The organism is Pseudomonas sp. MPB03, from assembly GCF_046605385.1.
In the GTDB taxonomy this organism is placed as follows: Bacteria; Pseudomonadota; Gammaproteobacteria; order Pseudomonadales; family Pseudomonadaceae; genus Aquipseudomonas; species Aquipseudomonas zanjanensis.
On sequence record NZ_CP176770.1, the window covers coordinates 3,963,990 to 3,986,647 of the forward strand.

The 22,658-nt window shown below is 62.3% G+C and carries 14 protein-coding genes; 6 read left to right on the plus strand and 8 right to left on the minus strand.

The genetic code is table 11. The features are described 5' to 3' along the window. The first annotated feature begins 61 nt into the window (after nucleotides 1-61). The 4 genes from ACLH0I_RS16950 (at nucleotide 62) to ACLH0I_RS16965 (ending at nucleotide 4,355) form a co-directional block, all read left to right on the plus strand. Nucleotides 62-1,222 (plus strand): FAD-dependent monooxygenase, encoded by a 1,161-nt coding sequence (locus ACLH0I_RS16950; RefSeq protein WP_411384850.1) that lies wholly within the window; start codon nucleotides 62-64, stop codon nucleotides 1,220-1,222. A 587-nt stretch (nucleotides 1,223-1,809) separates the two neighbouring features. Further along, nucleotides 1,810-2,634, plus strand: coding sequence for a helix-turn-helix transcriptional regulator (locus ACLH0I_RS16955; RefSeq protein ID WP_411384851.1), 825 nt, complete (start codon nucleotides 1,810-1,812; stop codon nucleotides 2,632-2,634). A gap of 83 nt (nucleotides 2,635-2,717) precedes the next feature. Next, a complete protein-coding gene (locus ACLH0I_RS16960) occupies nucleotides 2,718-4,142 on the plus strand; it encodes an efflux transporter outer membrane subunit (protein ID WP_411384852.1) in 1,425 nt (474 codons plus the stop codon). Between the two features lie 6 nt (nucleotides 4,143-4,148). Further along, entirely contained in the window at nucleotides 4,149-4,355 is a 207-nt protein-coding gene (locus ACLH0I_RS16965; RefSeq protein WP_411384853.1) for a hypothetical protein, read from the plus strand. A gap of 205 nt (nucleotides 4,356-4,560) precedes the next feature. Here ACLH0I_RS16965 and hemN read toward each other — a convergent pair whose 3' ends face one another. From hemN to ACLH0I_RS16980, 3 genes are all read right to left on the minus strand, one after another. Then, complete coding sequence (gene hemN, locus ACLH0I_RS16970; RefSeq protein WP_411384854.1) at nucleotides 4,561-5,949, minus strand: oxygen-independent coproporphyrinogen III oxidase; 1,389 nt, start codon at nucleotides 5,947-5,949, stop codon at nucleotides 4,561-4,563. Next, entirely contained in the window at nucleotides 5,946-7,319 is a 1,374-nt protein-coding gene (locus ACLH0I_RS16975) for a coproporphyrinogen III oxidase (protein WP_411384855.1), read from the minus strand. Before ACLH0I_RS16975 ends, hemN begins: the two co-directional genes overlap by 4 nt. A 96-nt stretch (nucleotides 7,320-7,415) precedes the next feature. Next, nucleotides 7,416-7,859: a CopD family copper resistance protein gene (locus ACLH0I_RS16980; protein WP_250962054.1), complete on the minus strand. Its 444-nt coding sequence runs from the start codon at nucleotides 7,857-7,859 to the stop codon at nucleotides 7,416-7,418. Between the two features lie 417 nt (nucleotides 7,860-8,276). Between ACLH0I_RS16980 and ACLH0I_RS16985 the strand changes: the two genes are divergently transcribed. Beyond that, entirely contained in the window at nucleotides 8,277-13,889 is a 5,613-nt protein-coding gene (locus ACLH0I_RS16985) for a putative Ig domain-containing protein (protein WP_411384856.1), read from the plus strand. 352 nt (nucleotides 13,890-14,241) lie between these two features. Here ACLH0I_RS16985 and ACLH0I_RS16990 read toward each other — a convergent pair whose 3' ends face one another. The 4 genes from ACLH0I_RS16990 to gabP all read right to left on the minus strand — a co-directional run bounded on the left by ACLH0I_RS16990 (nucleotide 14,242) and on the right by gabP (nucleotide 20,387). Then, nucleotides 14,242-15,591: a TolC family outer membrane protein gene (locus ACLH0I_RS16990; RefSeq protein WP_411384857.1), complete on the minus strand. Its 1,350-nt coding sequence runs from the start codon at nucleotides 15,589-15,591 to the stop codon at nucleotides 14,242-14,244. Nucleotides 15,592-15,593: 2 nt separating this feature from the next. Next, nucleotides 15,594-16,964: an HlyD family type I secretion periplasmic adaptor subunit gene (locus ACLH0I_RS16995; RefSeq protein ID WP_411384858.1), complete on the minus strand. Its 1,371-nt coding sequence runs from the start codon at nucleotides 16,962-16,964 to the stop codon at nucleotides 15,594-15,596. Continuing rightward, the gene (locus ACLH0I_RS17000; protein ID WP_186731086.1) at nucleotides 16,957-18,678 is read right to left on the minus strand and encodes a type I secretion system permease/ATPase; all 1,722 of its coding nucleotides are present in this window, start codon (nucleotides 18,676-18,678) and stop codon (nucleotides 16,957-16,959) included. Before ACLH0I_RS17000 ends, ACLH0I_RS16995 begins: the two co-directional genes overlap by 8 nt. A 308-nt stretch (nucleotides 18,679-18,986) precedes the next feature. Further along, a complete protein-coding gene (gene gabP, locus ACLH0I_RS17005) occupies nucleotides 18,987-20,387 on the minus strand; it encodes a GABA permease (protein WP_411384859.1) in 1,401 nt (466 codons plus the stop codon). Nucleotides 20,388-20,881: 494 nt separating this feature from the next. Here gabP and ACLH0I_RS17010 point away from each other — a divergent pair, with 494 nt between their 5' ends. Next, complete coding sequence (locus ACLH0I_RS17010) at nucleotides 20,882-21,493, plus strand: TetR/AcrR family transcriptional regulator (RefSeq protein ID WP_339483184.1); 612 nt, start codon at nucleotides 20,882-20,884, stop codon at nucleotides 21,491-21,493. A gap of 43 nt (nucleotides 21,494-21,536) precedes the next feature. On the opposite strand, the gene ACLH0I_RS17015 is transcribed toward ACLH0I_RS17010, so the two are convergent. After that, nucleotides 21,537-22,640, minus strand: a complete 1,104-nt coding sequence (locus tag ACLH0I_RS17015; protein ID WP_411384860.1) for a polyamine ABC transporter substrate-binding protein — start codon at nucleotides 22,638-22,640, stop codon at nucleotides 21,537-21,539. Between the last annotated feature and the right edge of the window lie 18 nt (nucleotides 22,641-22,658).

Below are 22,658 nucleotides of genomic sequence, written 5' to 3' on the forward strand. Positions count from 1 at the left end.
ATTGACGGCCCCGCATGACTCCATCGCCCGGTCGTTCCGGGCTCGATACAGGTGAAACAACATGACAGCACCCAGAAAAGCCATTGTCGCCGGTGCCGGGATCGGCGGGTTGACCGCCGCCATCGCACTGCAACGAGCGGGCTGGCAGGTCAAGGTCTTCGAAGCGGCGCAGACACTGCGCACAGGTGGCACCGGCTTGTCCGTCATGGCCAATGCCATGGCGGCGTTACATTCGATTGACGCCCATGTCCCGGTGGAACAGGCCGGCCAGGTGATCCGCGACTTCTTCTTCAAGAAACATCAAGGCGAAGCCATCACCCGCATGCCGATCCACGAGATCGGCGAACAGCTGGGACACCCCAGCGTGAATATCCAGCGCCCGTTGCTACTACGTGCATTGGCGCAACAGCTCGCGCCCGACACCTTGACGACCGGGTTGCGCTGCACCGGGTATGACCCTCGCCCCGATGGCGTCACGGTGCGGTTCGAAGACGGCAGCCTTCAGGAAGCGGATCTGTTGATTGGCGCCGATGGCCTGAACTCGGTGATTCGCCAGCAAATGCTCGGCGAAACCCCAACCCGCCCATCGGGCTATGTCGCCTGGCTGGCGGTGACGCCCTTCAGCCATCCGGTCATGACCGAAGGTTACGTGGCGCACTACTGGGGCCGCGGCAAGCGCTTCGGACTCTGCGATGTCGGCAACGGCCAGGCGTATTGGTGGGGCACCTGCAATCATGAAAACGCGGCGGATGCCGCCTTGAACATCAGCAAGCAGGAAGTGCTCGCCGCCTACGCCGGCTGGGCGCCGGAAGTCGTGGCCGCCATCGAGGCCACCCCTGAGAGCGCGCTATTGAAAATGCACGCCAGGGATCGCCATCCCGTCGAGCAATTCTGCGATGGGCACGTGGTGCTCTTGGGCGATGCGGCTCACCCCATGCTGCCCAGCCTGGGCCAAGGTGCCGCACAGGCGATCGAGGACGCCGTGGTGCTGGCCGATCGACTGGCGCGAACGCCGGACCTGCGCACCGCACTGCTGCACTACCAGGCCCATCGGCACCCTCGGGCCAACGGAATCGTCAATGCCGCGCGCTTCATGAGTGGTATCGAACAAGCCGAGTCGACGCTCGCCTGTTGGGCTCGAGAATGGTATATGCGCCTGACGCCACAGAGCAGCCTGCGTAAAAAGAACATCGACCTCCTCTCGTTCAAGCCCTGCCCATGACCTTGCAAAAACCGGCGCTGAGCAACCTGGGCGGGACGTCGCGAACCCCGCCTTGTTACCGACGACGCTAAAGCGTCAATGACCGAAAGCGACTCCTACATAGACAAAAAACGACACGCACCGGGATAAAAATCGATAAACGAGGAGTCTTCACCATACTGGGAATCCAGAATCTGGATGCTACTGTCAGATAGCTCCTACATCGAGGACGGGCATCCAAGGACCGAACCGTGAACCCAACCCTTTCATTTAGTTGAATATTTTCCAGACACCTTGCTGAAAGCCAACCCGGCGGCGTTCGTCGCCAGGGAAAAAACCTTTGACCCAACGTGTTTTTGCCCGGAGGTATCCAAAAACCGACAACCCCTGCCTGACCCCGGAATGTCCCTGTTTTCCCTTACAGACTTTTCCTACATGGAAACGCTTAATAGCTCCACCGGGCTAAACCGTTTAAGTCGATAGGTTCACAAGACCGATTGACCCCCAGTATCAACTCCAGAAGAAGCTTCAGCATTTTGGAAGCAGCCGGATTTTTTCCGTCAACGATCTGATATGCGGAGCTTTTTCGAGTAAGCAGGATAAGGATCATGAATCGACATGCGTATATCGAGGGTGCAGAAAAATCGCACCTCTACGTAGAGCTAGGAAAGCTGATTTCAAGTGTCGGACACGAGAGCTTCTTGACCAACATGCACCAGATGATCGAAACAACGGTGCCTGTCAGTCGGCTCGAATTGAGCGAATGGACAGCCGACGACACCCAGTCGAATGTCCTCGATGTACAACTGTTGGGGTATGCCGGTGCGGAAAAAAACCTGCACATGCAATCCCCCTGCCCCACCACGGCGATACAGCGCAATGACCACCCCTTGGTAAAAAGGGTACTGGAGGTGGATGACGCCCTGCTGATCCATTTGAATGCACGCATGAAGGACGAAAGAGGCAACGACTGCCTCGGCACCTCCCACCAGTGCATTCTGATTTCACGCAAGGCCAACCGTCGCTGTGTGATCTCGTTGCAACGCCCTCAGGTACAGCGCGACTTTTCCCTCCAGGAACTGTCCTTTCTGAAGTACCTTTCCGAAACGCTGCTGCCGTTGGCCGAGCGTCATGCGCACCTCAATCGCCAATGCTTCAAAACCCCTGGCAGCGCCACGAGCCATCCGCTCGATAGCGCCGAACAGACCCAACTGCAACGTGACTTCAATGACCGATTGAGTCCCTGCGACGTCACCCTTTCCGTGCGGGAAAAAGAGGTCTGCCTGGGCCTGCTGGCCGGAGGCACCGTGCCGGAGATCGCTGAAAAGTTGCAGGTCAAGAACAGTTCCATCGAAACCTACCTCAAGCGTGCCGCCGCCAAGCTGGGCGTGAGTGGCCGGCATGGGTTGGCGAAATGGATGATCGGCTCATGACGGCTCGCCGCGAACGGCCCGCCAGAACCCGCCTGCCTGCGCCTGCGGTGCCTGGCCAGGCACCACGATGAGATAACAGGTCGATGCATAAACTCTTGAGCCCACTGGCAGCCGCGGCATTCATGTTGGGCGGTTGTTCGCTTATCCCGGACTACCAACGTCCCGACGCACCGGTCGCCGGGCTGTATCCGCAGACCTCGGCCTACGCCCCGGCGCTGTCGGGGCCCATGGCGGCCGAACAGGGTTGGCGCGACCTGTTCCAGGATCCGGTGTTGGCGCAACTGATCGAGGGCGCCCTGGCCAACAACCGCGACTTGCGGGTAGCGGCCCTGAACGTCCAGGCTTACCAGGCGCAATATCGAATCCAGCGGGCGGACCTCCTCCCGGCGATCAGTGCCAATGGCACCGGTTCGCGTCAGCGCATGCCGGCCAGCCTGACCGGAACCGGTGAGGCCGTCACCAGCGGTTCGTATTCGGCAACACTGGGGATCAGCGCCTATGAGCTGGACCTGTTCGGGCGAATACGCAGCCTCAGTGACGAGGCGTCCCTGATTTATCTGTCCAGCGAAGAAGCCCGCCGCAGCAGCCAATTGAGCCTGGTGGCCAGCGTGGCCAGTGCCTACCTGACCTGGCGTGCCGATCAGGAATTGCTGGCGTTGACCCAGGACACGCTCCAATCCTATGAGCAAAGCCTGCGCCTGACCGAACGCAGCAACCAGGTCGGCACCGCCTCGGCCTTGAACCTGAGCCAGTCGCGAACCTCGGTGGAAGGCGCCAAGGCCAGCCTAGCCAAGTTCCAGCGCCAGGTCGCCCAGGACCTCAACAACCTCACGCTGCTGGTGGGCACTTCGGTCGCCGATGACCTGCCCGGCCGCCCACTGGCCTCGGACCTGCTCAGCGAAGTACCGGCGGGCCTGCCTTCGGACTTGCTGCAACGCCGGCCGGACATCCTTGGGGCCGAGTACCTGTTGCAATCGGCCAATGCCAACATCGGCGCGGCCCGTGCCGCGTTCTTCCCGAGCATCAGCCTGACCGCCAACGCGGGCAGCTCCAGCAACGAACTGTCCGGGCTGTTCAAGGGCGGGTCGGGCGGCTGGCTGTTTCAACCGCAGATCAACCTGCCGATTTTCAACGCCGGCAGCCTTCGGGCGAGCCTGGACTACTCGAAAATCCAGAAAGACATCCGCGTGGCGCAATACGAGAAAGCCATCCAGACCGCCTTCCAGGAAGTGTCCGACGGCCTGGCGGCACGCAAGACCTATAAAGACCAATTGATCGCCCAGCGCGACCTGGTGCAAGCCAACCAGGACTACTACCGCCTGGCGGAACGGCGCTATCGCATCGGCGTGGATAGCAGCCTGACGTTCCTCGATGCCCAACGCTCGCTGTTCAGCGCCCGGCAAAACCTGATCGTCGACCGGCTGTCGCAGCTGCTCGCCGAAGTCAACCTGTACAAGGCCCTGGGCGGGGGTTGGGTAGAACGCACAAGCAACGTGACGATGAGGTGACTGCAGATGGGTACATTCGAACCCGGGGCACTGGTGCGCTTACGTTCGGGCGGGAAGACAATGGTGGTCAAACACGCCTCGTCCATCTCCCAGATGCCGGATACCTTGCTGCTCCTGTGTGAGTACCGGGCCAAGAATCGCCTGGTGCAGGGCTTCTACGCGATACGCGACCTGATCCCGGCGTCCAGCAATCCGGATACCGAGCGGTCGTAGGCCCGTAGCGAGGCTCCTTTTTGTGGGCAAGGCTCCTTTTTGTGGCAAGGGAGCTTTTGTGGCGAGGGAGCTTGCTCCCGCTGGGCTGCGCAGCAGCCCCAAGGAAGCTGGCCACTATCAACCTGAAACACCGCGATGGCCGTTTTGGGGGCTGCTTCGCAGCCCAGCGGGAGCAAGCTCCCTCGCCACAAAAGCAGTTCGGGCTTCAGACCGTGCGCGAATACTGGACCGTCTGGTCCGCCCCCAGGTACGCATCGAATGCCATGGCGACGTTGCGCATCATCAATTGGCCTTGGGGCAACAACACCAGCTCGTTGTCACGGATGTCCAGCAGCCCGTCGCGCACCAGCTCCTGGAGCCGGTCCAGGGCATCGGCGAAGTATTCGTTGAATCGGATGCCGTGTTCGCTGTCGATCCGACGGAAGTCGATGCGCCCATGGCACATCAGTTCGCTGATGACCTGGCGCCGCAGCCGGTCATCGTCGCTCAACCGATAGCCGCGCTGCACGGGCAGCAGGCCTTGATCCAACCAGGCGTAATACTGGGAAAGCTCCTTGACGTTCTGGTTGTAGCTGTCACCCACCTTGCCGATCGACGACACCCCCAGGCCAATCAGGTCGCAATCGGCGTGGGTGGAATAGCCCTGGAAATTGCGCTGCAGGGTGCCCTGGGCGCGGGCGCGCACCAGTTCGTCATCCGGCAAGGCGAAGTGGTCCATGCCGATGTAGACATAGCCCGCTTCAGTCAAGCGATTGATGGTCAGCTCCAGCAACTCCAGCTTGCGCTCGGGCGGCGGCATGTCTTGCGGGCGGATCATCCGTTGCGCCCGCACCCGTTGCGGCAGGTGGGCGTAGCTGTAGGCCGCGATCCGATCCGGACGCAGGGCAATGATCTTGCTCAAGGTGACGTCGAAACTGGTGATGGTCTGCAGCGGCAGGCCATAGATCAGATCGACGCTGATGGACTTGAAATGCGCCCGGCGCGCGGCCTCCACCAGCTCGACGACTTGGGCTTCGCTTTGCACCCGATTGACCGCGACCTGCACCTGGGCGTCGAAGTCCTGGACGCCGAAGCTCAAGCGATTGAAGCCCAGCTGGCGCAGACCTTGGATCTGCTCTGCATCGATGGTCCGTGGATCGACCTCGATGGAAAACTCGTGGGCGTCGCTGTCGTCCATGTCGAACGCCTGGTGCAGGCAGTCCATCAGGTCCGCCAGTTGCTCATGGGTCAGGTACGTCGGCGTGCCGCCACCTAAATGCAGCTGGGTCAATTTGCGCGAGCGGTCGAACAACGCCGCTTGCAGGGCTATTTCACGCTTAAGGTAAGTCAGGTATTCGGCGGCGCGATGGGTCTTGCGGGTGATGATCTTGTTGCACGCGCAGTAATAACAAAGGCTCTGGCAGAACGGAATGTGGATGTACACCGACAACGGCTTCGGCTGTGGCGCCAGGTGGCTGCGCTGGGCGGCCTGGCGGTATTCATCCATGGCAAAGGCCTGGTGGAACTGCGGGGCCGTCGGATAAGAGGTGTAGCGCGGTCCCGGGCGGTCGTATTTCTCCACCAGGGCACGATTGAAACCGGAGGCAGTTTTCATGAGGGGGTCAACTTTTCAAAAGCGTGTGGGCTTGCGTCATCCGGTGCCGGGTCGAACAGGTTGCAGATCGCGTCCACATTCAAGCGCCCGGCGGGCAGGATGCCGATGAATCGGCTCGACAGTTCGATCAATCCCTGGTCATGCAACGCTTCCAGCAACGGCCAGGCGGACGCGAAGTGCTCGCGAAACACCAGGCCGAAGCGCGCCTCGATGGCTTGTATATCCAATTCCAGGTCACAGGACAGCTGTTCGGTCACGCTCGCCCTGACCTGGTCCTGCGCCTCACAACGCCAGCCACGACACACCGGCAATTGCCCGGCGTCCAGCTGCTGGCAATAAAGAAGCAAGTCGTCGGTGTTCTGTACGTACAGGTGCTCGATCTGCGTGATGGCCGACAAGCCGAAGCCCACGTGATCACAGCAACCGTGACGGGTAAAACCCTGGCAATTGCGGTGCAAGCGTCCATGTTCCTGAGCCACCGCCAGGTCATCGTCGGCCCTGACGAACTGGCCCAGGCCGATGTAGTGATAACCGGCACCGATCAGCTGTTCGCAACAGATGCGCCGCATGGCGTCCTTGTCGGCTGGGCTGCAAAAGGTTCCGGCCAGCCCGGCGTTCTTCGAGCGATAACGATAAGGCGCGCGGGCGTAGTCGAAAACGTGCAACCGGTCCGGCTCCAGTTCGATCAGCGTCGCCAGTTTCAGGGCGAAACTGTCCGGTGTCTGCCAGGCGTGGCCGTAGCCCAAGTCGATGTTGATGGAGCGAAAACCAAACGTGCGTGCCGCATCGATCAATGAATGGATCGGCGCCGGGTTCTGGTAGCAATCGACCGATAGATCGCTGTCAACGCCGATGTCGGGCACGCCGATGCTGACATGGGTGAAACCCTGGTCACGGATCAGGCCCATGGTCGACCAGTCGGTGTGATGCAGGTCCACCTCGATACTGTGGTCAGCACCGTCGAATTCGCAGAAGTCGAAGCGCCTGCGCAGGTCACTCATCAGCTTCTGCAGATGGGCGATCACCGGTGTGCCGCCCGTCAGGCAAAACTGCTCGACGCGCCGCCCGGCCCCCAGGTGGCAACCGACCAAGCCCATTTCATAGGCCAGGCGTTGCAGATAGCCCTCGATCTCGCCGCATCGGCAGTCGCTGGCCAGGGGCGAACACGACGCCAGCCGCAAGCGCGAAGGCAGATGCACCGCCAGGGACAGGGGCCGTCGTTTCTGGCGGCTGGTACGTAATCCTCGAAGCAGGTCGAGGGAGCCGATACCGGCATGGAACCTGCGCGTGCCGACCGGACAATCGAAATCAGCCACCACTGGGGCACGTCCCGCGGGTCGCTCACCGAGGGTATGGAACGGGTCGAACATGACAATCTCCGAGTGGCGGTGCGGGGCCAGTTTGCACGCCTGCACGCCGGGCCACCTTGACCTGTATCAAGCGCCCTGGCCGCCCGCCGCCAACGCTTACCAGGTGACGTAGAACATGGCCTTGGCCAGCAGCACGATCGCGACCATGTGCAGGAACACGCTGACATGGATGATGTGCACGTAGCGGGCGTTCATGCGCCCGCTCCGGAACAGCCACATCGCCCAGAGGAAATGCCCCAGCACGCTGCCCGCCAACAGGATCTTCAGGCCCAGCAGCACACCGAAGGACGATTGCAACGGCGACGACAGCGCCGGCCAGTATCGCAACCAGACCATGCCGCCGCCCGCGCCGAACAACACCAGCAGTACCCACGGCATCAACTGCCGGGCACGGCGGCTGATGCCCTGTTCCAGCAGCACCATGACCTTGGCGGGCAGTTGCTTGCGGATGCTTTCAAGAAACAGGACTTCGAAGAACACCGTGCCGATGAACACCAGCGCGGCAAACAGGTGCAAGGTCAGGAGCAGCGGATAACTCATGGAAGTCCTCGACGCCCTCTTCAGTGGGGCGATGGTTTATTCGAGGTTATCCCGCGGCCCTGGAAGTGGGGTTGATGCCAATCAAGGAAATTCCCATCAGTCACCACGGAACCTGTGGGGAAGAACCTGTGGGAGCGGGCTTGCTCGCGAAAGCGGTGTGTCAGTCACGACGATGTCGACTGATTCGCCGCCTTCGCGAGCAAGCCCGCTCCCACAGGGGGTATCGTTCGGCCTTGAAGCGTCAACGAAACGTTACTCCTGCCCATTCCGACCATACCGTTGATCAGTTACCCCAGCTTTTTGACACTTTCCCCGATATGCGGTCACAACTTTTGCGCTCCGCTGGGTCATAACACCGAGGTCGTCGATGGAATATTGGCGTCTACCGAGGTTAAAGCCTGATACGGAGATAAGCTCATGATTTTCAACGTACAAGATTTTGGCGCCAAAGGAGATGGCATCACCGACGACACGGCAGCCATTCAGAGTGCGATTGATGCGGCGGCCGCGGCCGGCGGAGGCCAGGTGTACATGCCGACCGGCACCTACATCGTTTCGGGGGGCGAGGAACCTTCCGATGGCTGCCTGATGCTCAAGAGCAACGTCTACCTGTACGGCGACGGCATGGGCGACACCACGGTCAAGCTGGCCGATGGTTCCGACACCAAGATCACCGGTATCATCCGCTCGGCCTATGGTGAGGAAACCCATGATTTCGGCGTGAGCAACCTCACCATCGACGGCAACCGCGACAGCACCACCGGCAAGGTCGACGGCTGGTTCAACGGCTATATTCCCGGCGAAGAAGGCTACGATTCCAACGTCACCCTCGACAGCGTCGAGATCAAGGATTGCTCCGGGTACGGTTTCGACCCCCACGAGCAGACCGTCAACATGGTCATCAAGAACAGCGTGTCCCACGGCAACGGCCTGGACGGCTTCGTCGCCGACTTCCTCAGCGACAGCACCTTCGAAAACAACATCGCCTACAACAACGACCGCCACGGTTTCAACGTCGTCACCAGCACCCACGATTTCACCCTGACCAATAACGTCGCCTACGACAACGGCGGCAATGGCATCGTGGTCCAGCGCGGCAGCGAGGACATCCCCTCCCCCAGCAACATCACCATCACGGGCGGCGAGGTGTACGGCAACGGCGCCGAAGGCGTGCTGATCAAGCTCTCCAGCGAGGTCACCGTCACCGGCGTCGATATCCATGACAACGCCAGCGCCGGGATCCGCATCTACGGCAGCAACCATGTCGAGGTCATCGACAACACGCTCAACAACAATTCCCTGGGCAGCGCCGTTCCGGAAATCATCATCCAGTCCTACGACGACACCCTGGGCGTGTCCGGCAAGTACTTCAACGGCAGCGACAACCTCATCCAGGGCAATATCATCAGCGGCAGCGACCTGTCGACCTACGGTGTTGCCGAGCGCAATGAAGACGGCACCGACCGCAACGCCATCATCGCCAACACCATCAGCCACACGAGCAAGGGCGCCACGCTGGTCTACGGCGACGGCAGCTACGTCAGCGCCACGGTGCCAATGACGACCGTGCAAGGTACGGCGGGCAACGACATCCTGACGGGCACCAGCGCCAGCGAGATTTTCTATGGCGCGGCAGGCAACGACACCCTCAACGCCGGGGCCGGAAGCGACATCCTGGTAGGCGGCGCGGGCATCGACAAGCTTACCGGCGGAACCGGCGCCGATACGTTCCGGTTCGTCGCGCAGTCGGACAGTTACCGCAACGCGACGACAAGCTTCGATGACACCATCACCGACTTCGACGTCACCCAGGACAAGATCGACCTCGCCGGCCTCGGTTTCACCGGCCTGGGCAACGGCCGCGGCGGCACCCTGCAAGTCAGCTACAGCGCCAGCAACAACCGCACCTACATCAAGGACTTCGACGCCGACGCCAGCGGCAACCGCTTCGAGCTGATCCTCACGGGCAACCTTGCCAGCACCCTGACTGCCAACAACTTCATCTTCAATCGAGTGATCACCGGCACCAGCGGCAGCGACTCGCTGTTGGGCAGCGATGCGGCCGACACCCTGCTCGGCCTGGCGGGCAACGACAGCCTCAGTGGAGGCGCCGGCGATGACAAGCTCGACGGCGGTGCCGGCATGGACACCCTCACCGGCGGCACCGGCGCGGACACTTTTGTGTTCGCCAATCGCCTGGACAGCTACCGCAACTACAACACCGGCGGCGCCAACCTCGGCGACCTGATCACTGACTTCAACATCAGCGCCGACAAAATCGATCTCTCGGCCATGGGCTTCACCGGCCTGGGGGATGGCAGGAACAACACCGTGTACCTGGTGCTCAACAGCGCCGGCACCAAGACCTACATCAAATCCCTGGAGGCCGACGCCAACGGCAACCGCTTCGAAGTGGCCCTGGACGGTAATTACCTCAACACCCTGACCAGCGCCAACTTCGTCTTCGCCACCTCCTCGCCGACCAACCAGGCGCCCGTGCTAGCCACGCCGTTGCTGGACCAGAACGCCAGCGAAAACACCCCGTTCAACTACGTGGTGCCGGCGACCAGCTTCACCGATCCGGACAACGACAGCCTCAGCTACACCGCCAGGCTCGCCAATGGCAGCGCCCTGCCCAGTTGGCTGACCTTTGATGCCGCCACCCGCACCTTCAACGGCACGCCACCCGATACGGCATCGGGCACCTACTCGATCCAGGTCACCGCGACCGATGGCAGCAACGCCACCGTCAGCGACAGTTTTACGCTCGCCGTGCAGGACGTCCCCGCCGCCATTGTGATCAATGGCACACCGAACAACGACACGCTGACCGGCACCGCTGCCAATGAGCAACTGTTCGGTGGCGCGGGCAACGACACCCTCAATGGCGGCGCCGGCAACGATATCCTGGTCGGCGGCACCGGGGTCGACAAGCTCACCGGTGGCACGGGCGCCGATGTGTTCCGCTACACCTCCAAGCTCGACAGCTATCGCACCAGTTCCACCAGCGCCAGCGACCAGATCCTCGATTTCGACGTGGCCGCCGACAAGATCGACGTTTCCGCGCTCGGCTATACGGGCCTGGGCAACGGGCTCAACGGTACCCTGCAGGTCACCTACAGTTCGTCGACCAACCGCACCTACCTCAAGGACCTGACGGTGGATGCCAACGGCAACCGGTTCGAGATCTCCATGGCGGGCAACTTTGTCAGCAGCCTGACGGCCAATCACTTCGTCTTCGCCGACCAAGGCACCCCCACCAATGTGGCGCCCGTGGTGGTCACCCCGCTCCTGGACCAGAACGCCAGTGAAAGCACGCCGTTCAAATACACCGTGGCGAGCAACAGCTTCAGCGACGCCAACCAGGATGTGCTGACCTACACCGCAACCCTCGCCAACGGCAACGCCCTGCCCGCCTGGCTGAGTTTCAATGCCGCCAACCTGACCTTCAGCGGCACGCCCACCAGCACCGCGGCGGGCAGCTACGACGTCTTGGTCAAGGCCACCGATCCGTCAGGCGCCTCGGTCAGCGACAACTTCACCCTGGTGGTCGCCGATGCGCCCGCCAACACCATCACTGGCACCGCCAATGCCGAGACACTCAATGGCACGACGGGCGCCGACCTGATCCTCGGGCTTGGCGGCAACGACACGATCAAGGCCGGCACCGGTGCGGATATCGTCGATGGTGGTGCCGGACGCGACTCGCTGTACGGCGGTGATGGCGCCGACACGTTTCGCTACAGCAACCTGTCCGACAGCTACCGCGACTACGACACCGGTGGTGTCACGGCCACCGACACGATTTACGATTTCACAGCCGGCGTCGACAAAATCGACGTCTCCGGGTTGGGTTTTCTCGGTCTCGGCGACGGTACCAACAGCACCTTGTACATGACTCTCAACGCGGCCGGCGACAAGACCTACGTCAAGTCCGCCGAAGCCGACGCCGATGGCAATCGCTTCGAGATCGCCCTCAACGGCAACTACCTAAACACCCTTACCGCCAACGACTTCGTCTTCGGCGAGCGCGCCCAGCAGGATATTCTCTACCTGCCGACCCTCGGCCAATCCAACGCACGTCTGTTGCGCATGTCCGAGGACGACGACCAATCCGGCACCTCGATGCTGGTCAACGACCTCAACCGCTACACCACCTACGACGTGCGCAGCCAGTTCAACGATGCCGATGGCAACGGCATCGACATCGCGGTGGGCGGCAGCACGGTCAACGGCCTCTCCACACTCAGCGCCGAGGAACTCCAGTTGTGTTGGTGGCTGACCGACACCAACCAACCCGGGGCGGCACTGTTGCGCGCGGTGACGTTGCTGCGCGACCAGCGCACCGAACTGCAGTCGATCGATAACGTCACCATGGGCATCATCTGGGGCCAGGGTGAAGAAGCTGCCCAGGAAATCGCCCGTGCCACGGACAAGGCCGCGGCTGCGGCTGCGTACAAGGCCGCGACCTTGAAGGTATTCGACTACCTGCATGCCCAGTTCGGCAATTTCAGCGTGTACCTGATGGAAACCGGTCATTACTCAGAGGACGCGGCCCGGGCCCGGGGTTATTCGGAAGAGAAGATCGCCGCCATCGTCGAGGGCGTCGGTTATGTCCGCGCCGCCCAGGAGGCCATGGCCGCCGAACGCGCCGACGTCAAGCTGGCGGTGGACTACACCGACCTGCCGTTGCGCTATGAAGTCGATCCGCTGGTGTATCCCGATGACGTCTGGCACCTGCACGAGGAATCGGCGGAGATCGTCGGCCAACGCCTGGCGGACTACATAGCCAATGACCTCGGCTTCCAGGGCAATCCCGACGACAATAACAGCGTGCAGGACATCTTCGACAACGCCCAGAACCAGGGCGGGATGATCGCCGGCACCGACCAGGACGACACCTTGGTGGGTAGTTCTGGCAACGACACCCTGGATGGCGACTTGGGCGCCGACACCTTGACCGGTGGCGATGGCAACGACATCTACGTGGTCGACAATGCGTTCGACAGCGTGGTGGAAACCAACACCTCGACCGCGCAGATCGATACGGTGCAAGCCTCGGTCAGTTGGACGCTGGGGGCCAATCTGGAAAACCTGGTGCTCACCGGTGTGTCGGACATCGACGGCACCGGCAACGAACGGCGCAACTTCATCACCGGCAATACCGCCAACAACGTGATCGACGGCGCCGCCGGGGCCGACAGCATGAGCGGAGGCGATGGCAACGACACGTATTTTGTCGACAATGCCGACGACAGCGTGATCGAGACCAGCACCAACGCGGTGACCGGCGGGATCGACAGCGTGCACAGCAGCCTGGCGGCCTACACCTTGGGCAGCAACGTCGAGAACCTGTATGTCGATAGCCCTGGCGCCGCCAATGGCACCGGCAACGCCTTGGACAATACGTTGTTCGCCAGTGCCGGTAACAATGTCCTGGATGGACGCGATGGCATGGATACGGCGAGCTATGAACGGGCGCTGTCCGGCGTGACCGTCAACCTCTCGACGTCGGCGCAGCAGAACACCGTGGGTTCCGGGCTCGATACCTTGAAGTTCATCGAGAACCTGGAAGGTAGCGCCTCCGCCGACACGCTGTCGGGGAACAGTGCGGCAAACGTCCTCGACGGCGGGGCCGGCAACGATACGTTGGTAGGCGGCTCGGGCGATGACCGCTTGATCGGCGGCGCAGGCACCGACAACCTCACCGGCGGCACCGGCGCGGACACCTACGCGTTTGGTGCGCTGTCGGACATGGGCGTCGGGGCTTTGCGCGATGTGATCAGTGGTTTCAAGAGTGCCGAGTTCGACAAGTTGGACCTCACCGGCCTGGACGCCAACCCACTGACCGCCGGGGTCGATGCCTTCACGTTCATCGGCAGTAACGCCTTCGACGCCAGCAATGCTACCGGCCAGTTGCGCTTCGTCGATGGCATCCTCTCCGGCAGCACCAACGCCGACGCCACCCCCGAGTTCGAATTCGAACTGGTCGGCGTCAAGGAGCTGCACGCCAGCGACTTCACCGCCTGACCCAAGCCCCCTCCGGGGGGCTTGAGCTGAAAAACCCAAGACAACTAAAGGCCAGAACTGTGGGAGCGAGCCTGCTCGCGAAGGCGCCGGCACATCCAACAGGAATGCTGACTGACACACCGCTTTCGCGAGCAAGCTCGCTCCCACAGAAGTCGTGTTGTGCCTGAAAAATCCAGGTCAACCACAGATCAAAACTGTGGGAGCGAGCCTGCTCGCGAAGGCGCCGGCACATCCAACAGCGATGCTGACTGACCCACCGCTTTCGCGAGCAAGCTCGCTCCCACAGCAGTCGTGTTGTGCATGAAAAATCCAGGTCAACCACAGGGGTGCGCAAACTTGAACCCAGGCTTGTCTAGAACAGGCTCTGCACCTGCTCCAGCACCGCGCGGTTCATCTGGCCGGTGTGGGTGTGCAGGCTCACATAGCTTTGCAGCATGTCGAGCTTGGTGTTGAGCAGGTCCCGGCGGGCCTGGAACAGTCGCTGCTGGGCGTCAAGGATATCCACCGTGGAACGCACCCCGCCCTGGAAGCCTTTTTCCGTCGAGGTCAGCGCTCGCTGGTTTGACTCCACCGCCCGCTGCATCGCCTTGCTCTTGGCGAACCCGGCGACGACGCCCAGGTAATCGGCCTCGATGTCCTCGGCCAGTTGCTGGCGCTGCACGTCGTAGTCAGACTGCGCACCCGCCAGTTGCGCTTCGGCCTTGGCCACCGAGGCCCGTACCGCCCCGCCGCGATACAGCGGAATGTCCAATTGTACACCCACATAATAGGTGTCCTGGCGCGGGTCGAGTTCCTGGTATTGACGGGTTTCACGGCGGGTCAACTGAGTGGTCAATGACAACGTCGGATAATGTCCCGCACGCTGGCTGTCGGCCTGGGCCTCGGCGACTTTCACCGCTGCCAGCCGAGCGGCCAGCTCGGGGCTGGCCTGGCGGGCAATCGCCGTCCAGTACGGCAAGTCCTGCTCCGGCGGGATCGGGCTACCGGCGGCCAGTTCCTCGCGCATCGGCAGGATGTCATCGATGGGCACACTGGCTCGCCCGGACAACGCCCGCAATGCCGCCACGCGACGGGCCTGGGCTTCGGCTTCCTGGGCCTGCACCAGGTCGAGCCGCGCCTGGGCTTCGTCGATATCGGTAATCGCCCCCTGGCCACCCTCATAAAGCTTTTTGCTCTGGATGACCAGGCCTTGGATCGCCGCCTTCTGCTGCTGGATCAGCTTGATCTCGTTCTCGGCCCGGGCGACGTCGAAATACCCCTTCGCCACTCGGTCATACAAGGTCTGGCCGGCCACGTCGAACACCTGGGTGCCCAGTTTCCCCCGCGCCTTGCCTTCCTGGTACGCCGCCCAGCGGGCCTTGTCGTAGAGCGGTTGTTGTGCCGCCAGGGTGACGTTGTTCGCCTGGTAATCGTTGCTGTTGACGTAACTGTTGTCGTCGCCGCCGTCGGTCCGTCCACCGTAGCCATAACGCGAGGACAGCGAGACTTGCGGATAGAGGCCGCCGCGACCGATGTCCTCCTCGTGCCGCGAGGCTTCAAAGGCGTGGGCCGCCGCTTGCACGGTCGGATCGTTGAGGCGCGAGGCATCGTAGGCTGCGGTCAGGCTCAAGCCACTCTCCACGGCCCACACAGGACTGAGCACCACCCAACCGGTCCACAGGCTTAGCAGTACACGCACGCGAGAGCGGCAACGGTCGACCATGCTCATTCCTCCTTGAAGGCTGCCAGCAAGCGTTCACGCAACGGTTTCATCAGGTAATTCATCAAGGTGCGTTCGCCCGTCACCACCGTGACATCGGCGAGCATGCCGGGGCGCACCAGCAGGCCGGCGCTTTGCAACGCGGCCACGGTGTCGGCGGGAATCTCGACCTTGGCAGAGAAGTACGGTAGGTGCGTCTGCTCGTCGATCAGTTGGTCGGCCGACACGGTCGTCACGGTGCCGGTGACCGTCGGCGTATCCACCCGTTGCAGCGCGGTGAAATGCACGTGCACCGGCAGGCCCGGGCGCAGTTTGTTGGCCATCAGAGGCTCGAAGCGGGCGGTGATCGCCATCGGCGCATCCAGCGGCACCACTTGCATCAGGGTCTGGCCAGCCTGCGCCACGCCGCCGACCGTATGAATGCTCACGTCCATCACCTGCCCGGCCACCGGTGCGCGGATCGCACCGTTGTCGACTTCGAACTGCAAGGCCCGGATCTGATCGGCATAACCGGCCGCCTCGGCCGAGACCTCGCTGAGCTGCGTCTCGGCATCGCGGCGAAATTCCTGCTGCGCCTGCAAGGCCTTGAGCCGGCTTTCGTTGATCGCCTGGCGGGTCCTGCCGACATCCCCCACGCCGGAGGCGATCTGCCCCGCCAACTGGGCCGCGTTGCGCTCGGCCTCGAACAGTTTGTTGCGCGGAACGTAGCCTTCCCGGGCCAGGTCACGCAGGCCTTCAAGCTCCTGCTGCTGAAAACGCATCTGCGCGTCGTAGTTGCGCTTGACGCCTTCGTAGCCCAGCAACTGTTGCTGCAACGCCGCGGCTTCGTGCTCGATGATCTGCAAGCGACTGCCCAGCTCCGCGCGACGTGTGATGAACAACTGGCTCTGCAAGGCCATGGCCGCCTTCACTCGTGGCTCGTCGGCGCGCGCCAGCAGCTCCGCAGGCCATTGGATCTCGGCGCTGCCCAGGCGCTCGGCAATCAGGCGCGCCTCGATGCTGCGGTCATTGAGCAGCTTGCCCAGGGTCACGTCCAGTTGCGACTGCGCCTGCACCGTGTTCAGTTGCACGAGCAATTGCCCCTGGGTGACCCGGTCGCCATCGCTCACCAGCAGCTTTTCCACCACTCCGCCGACCAACGACTGCACCGCCTTGCGCTCCCCCGCCACCACCACGGTGCCGCTGCCCACCACTCCCTGGTCGAGTGGCGCCAGGCAGGCCCAGAGCAGGAAACCGCCCAGCGTCAGGACCAGGAATCCCACGCCATAACGCGCCGCACTCCCGGCATCAGTCCGAGCGCTGGGTAGTGTCGTGGTGCCGCGCACGCTCAGCCCCTGCTCGCTGTAGGTCTGTGCATCAGGGATCAGATCACGCATCGCCGCCCGCCTCCCGGACCGCGGCCGGTCGCGGCCCCGGCATCAATGCCTTGAGCACCCGGTCCCGAGGGCCGAACGCTTGTTGAGTCCCGTCCTTCAACACGAGGATGTGATCGACCACCGCCAGCACACTGGGCCGGTGCGTGATCAAGACCACGGTGCTGCCGGCCGCCTTGAGGGCACTGATGGCCTGGACCAGCGCCAGCTCGCCGGCGTCATCGAGATTGGAGTTGGGTTCATCGAGCACGATCAGCGAGGGCCTTCCGTAGAGCGCGCGCGCCAGGCCCAGGCGTTGTTTCTGCCCACCGGACAAGCCAAGCCCGCCGGGGCCCAGCGGCGTGTCGTAGCCCTTGGGAAACCGCAGGATCATTTCGTGGATACCGGCATGCCGTCCGGCAGCGATGATCTGGTCGGCGTCCTGCTCACCGAAACGGGCGATGTTGTCGGCGACCGTGCCGTCGAACAACTCGATGTCCTGGGGCAGGTAGCCGAGGTGCGGGCCCAGGGCGTCGTGGGACCACTGGCTGATCTCGGCATCGTCCAGGCGCACCGACCCGCCCATGGCCGGCCAGACCCCGACCAGGGCACGGGCCAGGGTCGATTTGCCACTGGCACTGGGCCCGACCACGGCCAGCACGTCGCCCTTGGCGAGGCTGAAATTGATCCCGCGCAGGATCGGCTGCGAAGCCCCCGGCGGGCCGACATACAACTGCTCCAGGCGCACCGCCCCGGTGGGCGGCGGCAATGGCATGCGCAAGCGATCACGAGGGTGCTGCGCCAACAGTTGGCTCAGGCGCTGGTAGCTCTGGCGCCCGGAATTGAATTGCTTCCACGAGCCGATGGCGATTTCCACCGGCGCCAGGGCTCGCCCCAGCAACAGCGACATCGCAATCATCATGCCCGCCGACAGTTGGCCTTCCAGTACCAGCAAGGCCCCCAGCCCGAGGGCCAGGGATTGCCCGGAAATCCGCACGAAACGCGTCGCCGAGGTGATGCGCGCACCGCGGTCGCTGGCATGGGCCTGGGCGGCAATGATGCGCTGCTGCAACAGACTCCAGCGCTGGCGCAACGGCCCGAGCATGCCCAGGGCCTGGATGACTTCAGCGTTGTGCAACGTGCTGTTGACATAGATCGACGACTGCACCCCCAGGCGATTGGCCTCGCCCAGGCGCGTACGTGTCGCCAGTTCGCCCCACAGCGCCAAGCCGATCAGCACCAGGGCGAGTACCAGCGTCAGCACGCCGAACCAGGGATGGAAGATAAACGCCACCAGCAGGAAGATCGGCAGCCAGGGCGCGTCGAGCAACGCGATCAGGCCCTGCCCGGTAATCAACTGCCGCAGTGTCGCCAGGTCCGTGAGCACCTGCGCCGGGTTAGCGTTGTGTTCCCGCAGGCTGCGGGCGAAGGCGGCATCGAATACCCGCTCGCCCAAGGCATCGTCCAGCCCCGCGCTCATGCGAATCATCACCTCGCCGCGCACCCACTCGATCAGGGCACTGAACATGAACAGTCCCAGGGCCATCAAGGTGAGCATGAACAAGGTGGTTTCGTTACGGCTGGTGAGGACCCGGTCGTAGACCTGCATCATGTACAGCGACGGCACCAGCACCAGCAGATTGATCACGCCACTGAACAGCGCCAGGGCCCAGAACACCCGGCGGTAGCTCAGCAAGGCAGCATCGATGTCATGACGCGGATCGAGTAGAAACCCCATGGGAAAAATCGCCTGCAAGAGAAAGGGTCGGTCCAGGACGCAATCCATCGCAAAGCTTTTTCCCCCGAAAGTGCTCGAGGAAAACCATCCAGCTGATATGCCGATAACAGGGACGATCCTCATCCCCACAGACGCCAATTACTGACAACGCGACCGCGGGTTAGTGCCGGTTCGCAGGGCTGGGTTTGCAAGTGGGTGACAGGCGGAAGGGCCGCGCTTCAAGACTGAGGTTTTTGCGTCTTGAATGGGCTGAAAAGCGGGTTTGTTGACGCCAGTAACGTGGCGTCAACAGGGTAAAAAATCAGGGATTAGCCGAGGGAAGCGACGCTCTCCGGCTGGGGTGGATGTCGCGACGTCGCCAGGCCGATAAAGGAAATGATCAGCGCCAGGCCCAGGGTCGTGCTCACCTCGCTGCGGTGCTCGGGCGTGATCATCATGACCGCCAGCGCCGCCGAGATGAACACAATGACCAACCAGGTCAACCAGGGAAACAACCACATGCGAAAAGGCAGCTCGATGTTCTGTCGTTGCAGCATCCGGCGCATGCGCAGTTGCGAGATGGCGATCACCAGGTACACCAGCAAGGCGATGGCACCGGAGCTGGCGAGCAGGAACTGGAACAGGCCGGCGGGCATGAAGTAGCTGAACAAGGTGACACCCGCGCCCAGCACGGTACTGGCAATCACCGCGGACCGTGGCACACCGGCCGAGGACGTCACCTTCACGGCCCTTGGCGCATCGCCGCGACGGCCCAGGGAGTACAGCATCCGCGAGGCGATGTAGATCGAGGAGTTCATGCAACTGGCCACGGCAATCAGCACCACCACATCCACCAGGAATTTGGCGTGGGGAATGTTCATCAACTCCAGCGCCCGCTGGTAGGAGCCCACTGAAGCCAGGAGCGGATCGTTCCACGGCACCACGGAAATGACCACGAAGATCGACAGCAGGTAGAACACACCGATACGCCAGATCACCGAACGGGTGGCCTTGGCAATGTTCTGCGCGGGGTTATCGGATTCAGCCGCCGCGATGGTCACCGCCTCCGTACCGATGAAGCTGAACATGATGGTGATGAACGCGCCCACTACCGCCGACAAGCCGTTGGGGGCGAACCCGCCATGCTCCTCCATCAACCGGCTCAAGCCGCTGGCTTCGCGCTCGGGAATCCAGCCCATCAGCACTGCGAAACCCAGGGAGATAAAACCAATGATCGCCACGACCTTGGCCATGGCGAACCAGAATTCGAACTCGCCGTACTTCGACACGCTGAACAGGTTCGTCACCGCCAGCAAAACGATCGACACCGAGGCGAACAGCCAGGCATCGACGGCGGGAAACCATTGGTTGAGCACATGGCCGGCGGCCAGCGCTTCTATGGGAATCACCAGCACCCAGAACCACCAGTAGAGCCACCCGATGGTGAAGCCGGCCCAGCGCCCGATGGCCTGGTCGGCATAGGTGGAGAAGGAGCCGGTGTCCGGATTGGCGACCGCCATCTCACCCAACATGCGCATGACCAGGACCACCAACGTCCCGGAAAACAGATAGGCCAGCATGACGGCCGGGCCGGCGGCGGCAATGGCATGACCCGATCCCACGAACAGACCCGCACCGATGATCCCGGCAATGGACAGCATGGTGACGTGACGAGGCTTGAAGCCCTGTGCCAGATGGCCGTTCGAATCCTTGAAGCTGGGGCTGGTCATTTTCTTATTCTCTTGTGATCGAACATTGAGGCGCGCATAGGAACAATCGGTGTTTCGGTTTTTCCGCCCCTCCTGGAAGCGGCACCATCAGGTTTGTATTGATCCACCCTGGGCGAACGTGCGCACTTGCGGTGAAAGTTGCGCCACGTTACCCGCCTTCCCTCCCGAGTTAGTTACCTGAACGCGCCACCTATGTGCCTGATTTCGCCAAGTAAGGCATGGCGTTTTGCCTGTTGCCAAGCGTCTGGAACGGGGCATTCAGCCAAGTCCATGGGGGCAGTAATGAAATAAACCCTTTAAAAACTTTACTGGGTTAAGTATTTTGCATACCTATGCCCGGCCCGCTGGCAACCCACAATCCTGTGGGAGCGAGCTTGCTCGCGATAGCGGTGTGTCAGCCGGCTTCAATACTGCTGATCCGACGCCATCGCGAGCAAGCTCGCTCCCACGGGGGGGGGCCAAGGCCTTTACCTTCTTTGCGACAAGGAGCTCCCGTGAGCGGACTGCGTGAACGTCAAAAAGCCGAACGCCGCCAAGCCATCAGCAAGGCGGCGGTCGAACTGTTCGAGCGCCAGGGCTTCCAGAACACCACCATCGAACAGATCGCCAGCCAGGCCGGCGTGTCGGCGCCCACCGTGTTCAAGTACTTCGGCAACAAGCAGGAGATCATCCTGGAGATCCTGCACGACGCCGACCAGCGCGCCCTCACCGATACCCGCAGCCAGATGCCTGAAATCGAGGACCCGGTGGAAGCGCTGTGTTATCTGGAGCGGCTGTTGACCGGCTACGCGCTGGAGGTCATGCACCCGAGCCTGTGGCGCGAGTTGCTGCCGCTGATCCTGTTTGGTGGCGACAATGGGCTGCCCGAGGGGTATCGCGCCATGAACGATGCGCTCAGGGCCGAAATCAGTGGGCTGATCAGGGAGTTGCAACAAGCCGGCAAACTACGCGCCGATCTGGACGTCGACCTCGCCGCGTTCCTGTTGAACGACTATTCGCACTTGCAGCTGTTCAGGTTGGTCAACCAGGAACAACCGGACATCGAGGCACATTCCGCCCAGGTCCGGCGCATCACTGAATTGCTCTTCCTGGGCATGCGCGCCTGAACCACTGAGACGGACCCGGCGCCGCAACGCCGGGCCACGCCGATCAGCGATGGGTCTTGATGCCCGTCCAGGTGCGGGTACGAATCCGCTCCACGGCGGCCGGCACCGGTTCCAAGGCGAACAGGGTCTTGCGCGCCTCGTCCGGCACATACATGGCGGGGTTGTTGCGGATTTCAGCATTGACCAGTGCCGTGGCTTCCTTGTTCGGGTTGGGATAGCCGATCTTGTTGCTGATCCGCGCAATGACATCCGGACGCAAGATGTAGTTGATGAAGGCGTAGGCTTCCTTGGCATGAGGCGCATTGGCGGGCACCATCATGACGTCCGACCACATCGGCGCCCCTTCCTTGGGCAGCGCCATCTCCACCTTGACCCCCTTCCCGGCGTCTTCGGCCAGTCGTTTGGCCAGGGCCACCCCACCGGACCAACCCACCCCGACACAGATCTCACCGTTGGCCAGGTCCATGCCATAGCGCGATGAGTTGAAGTAGGTGATGTACGGCCGAACCTTGAGCATGGCTGCCTGTGCCTTGGCGTAATCCTCACGTTTCTGGCTGTTGGGGTCCAACCCTTCGTAGTGCAAGGCAATGGGCACGATCTCGTTGGCGGCGTCCAGCAGACCCACGCCACAACTGGCCAGCTTGGCCATGTTCTCTTCCTTGAACAGGATGTCCCAGGTATTCATTTGCACATCTTCACCCAGCACCTGGCGCACCTTGTCGACGTTGTAGCCGATCAGGGTCGTGCCCCACAGGTACGGCGCGGCATAGCGGTTGCCCGGATCGCCCACCGCTTCCAGGGACTTCATGAATTCGGGGTCCAGATGCTGCCAGTTCGGCAACTGGCTGCGGTCCAGGGGCTGGACGGCGCCGGCGGCGATCAGATGGCTGACGTTGGAGCTGCTCGGATAGACCACGTCATACCCCGAGTTGCCGGTCAGCAGCTTGGACTCCAATGTCTCGACGCTGTCGAAGACGTCATAGATGGGGCGAATGCCGGTTTCTTCCTCGAAACTCTTGAGGATTTCCGGCGGCAGGTACTCGATCCAGTTGTAGATTCGCACCGTTCGCTCTTCGGCCAGGCTCGCGCCACTGACCAGCATCGAAACGACAGCGCCCAGCAAGGTGTTGCGCAAAAACAGGCTCATGATCAAACACTCCAGCGC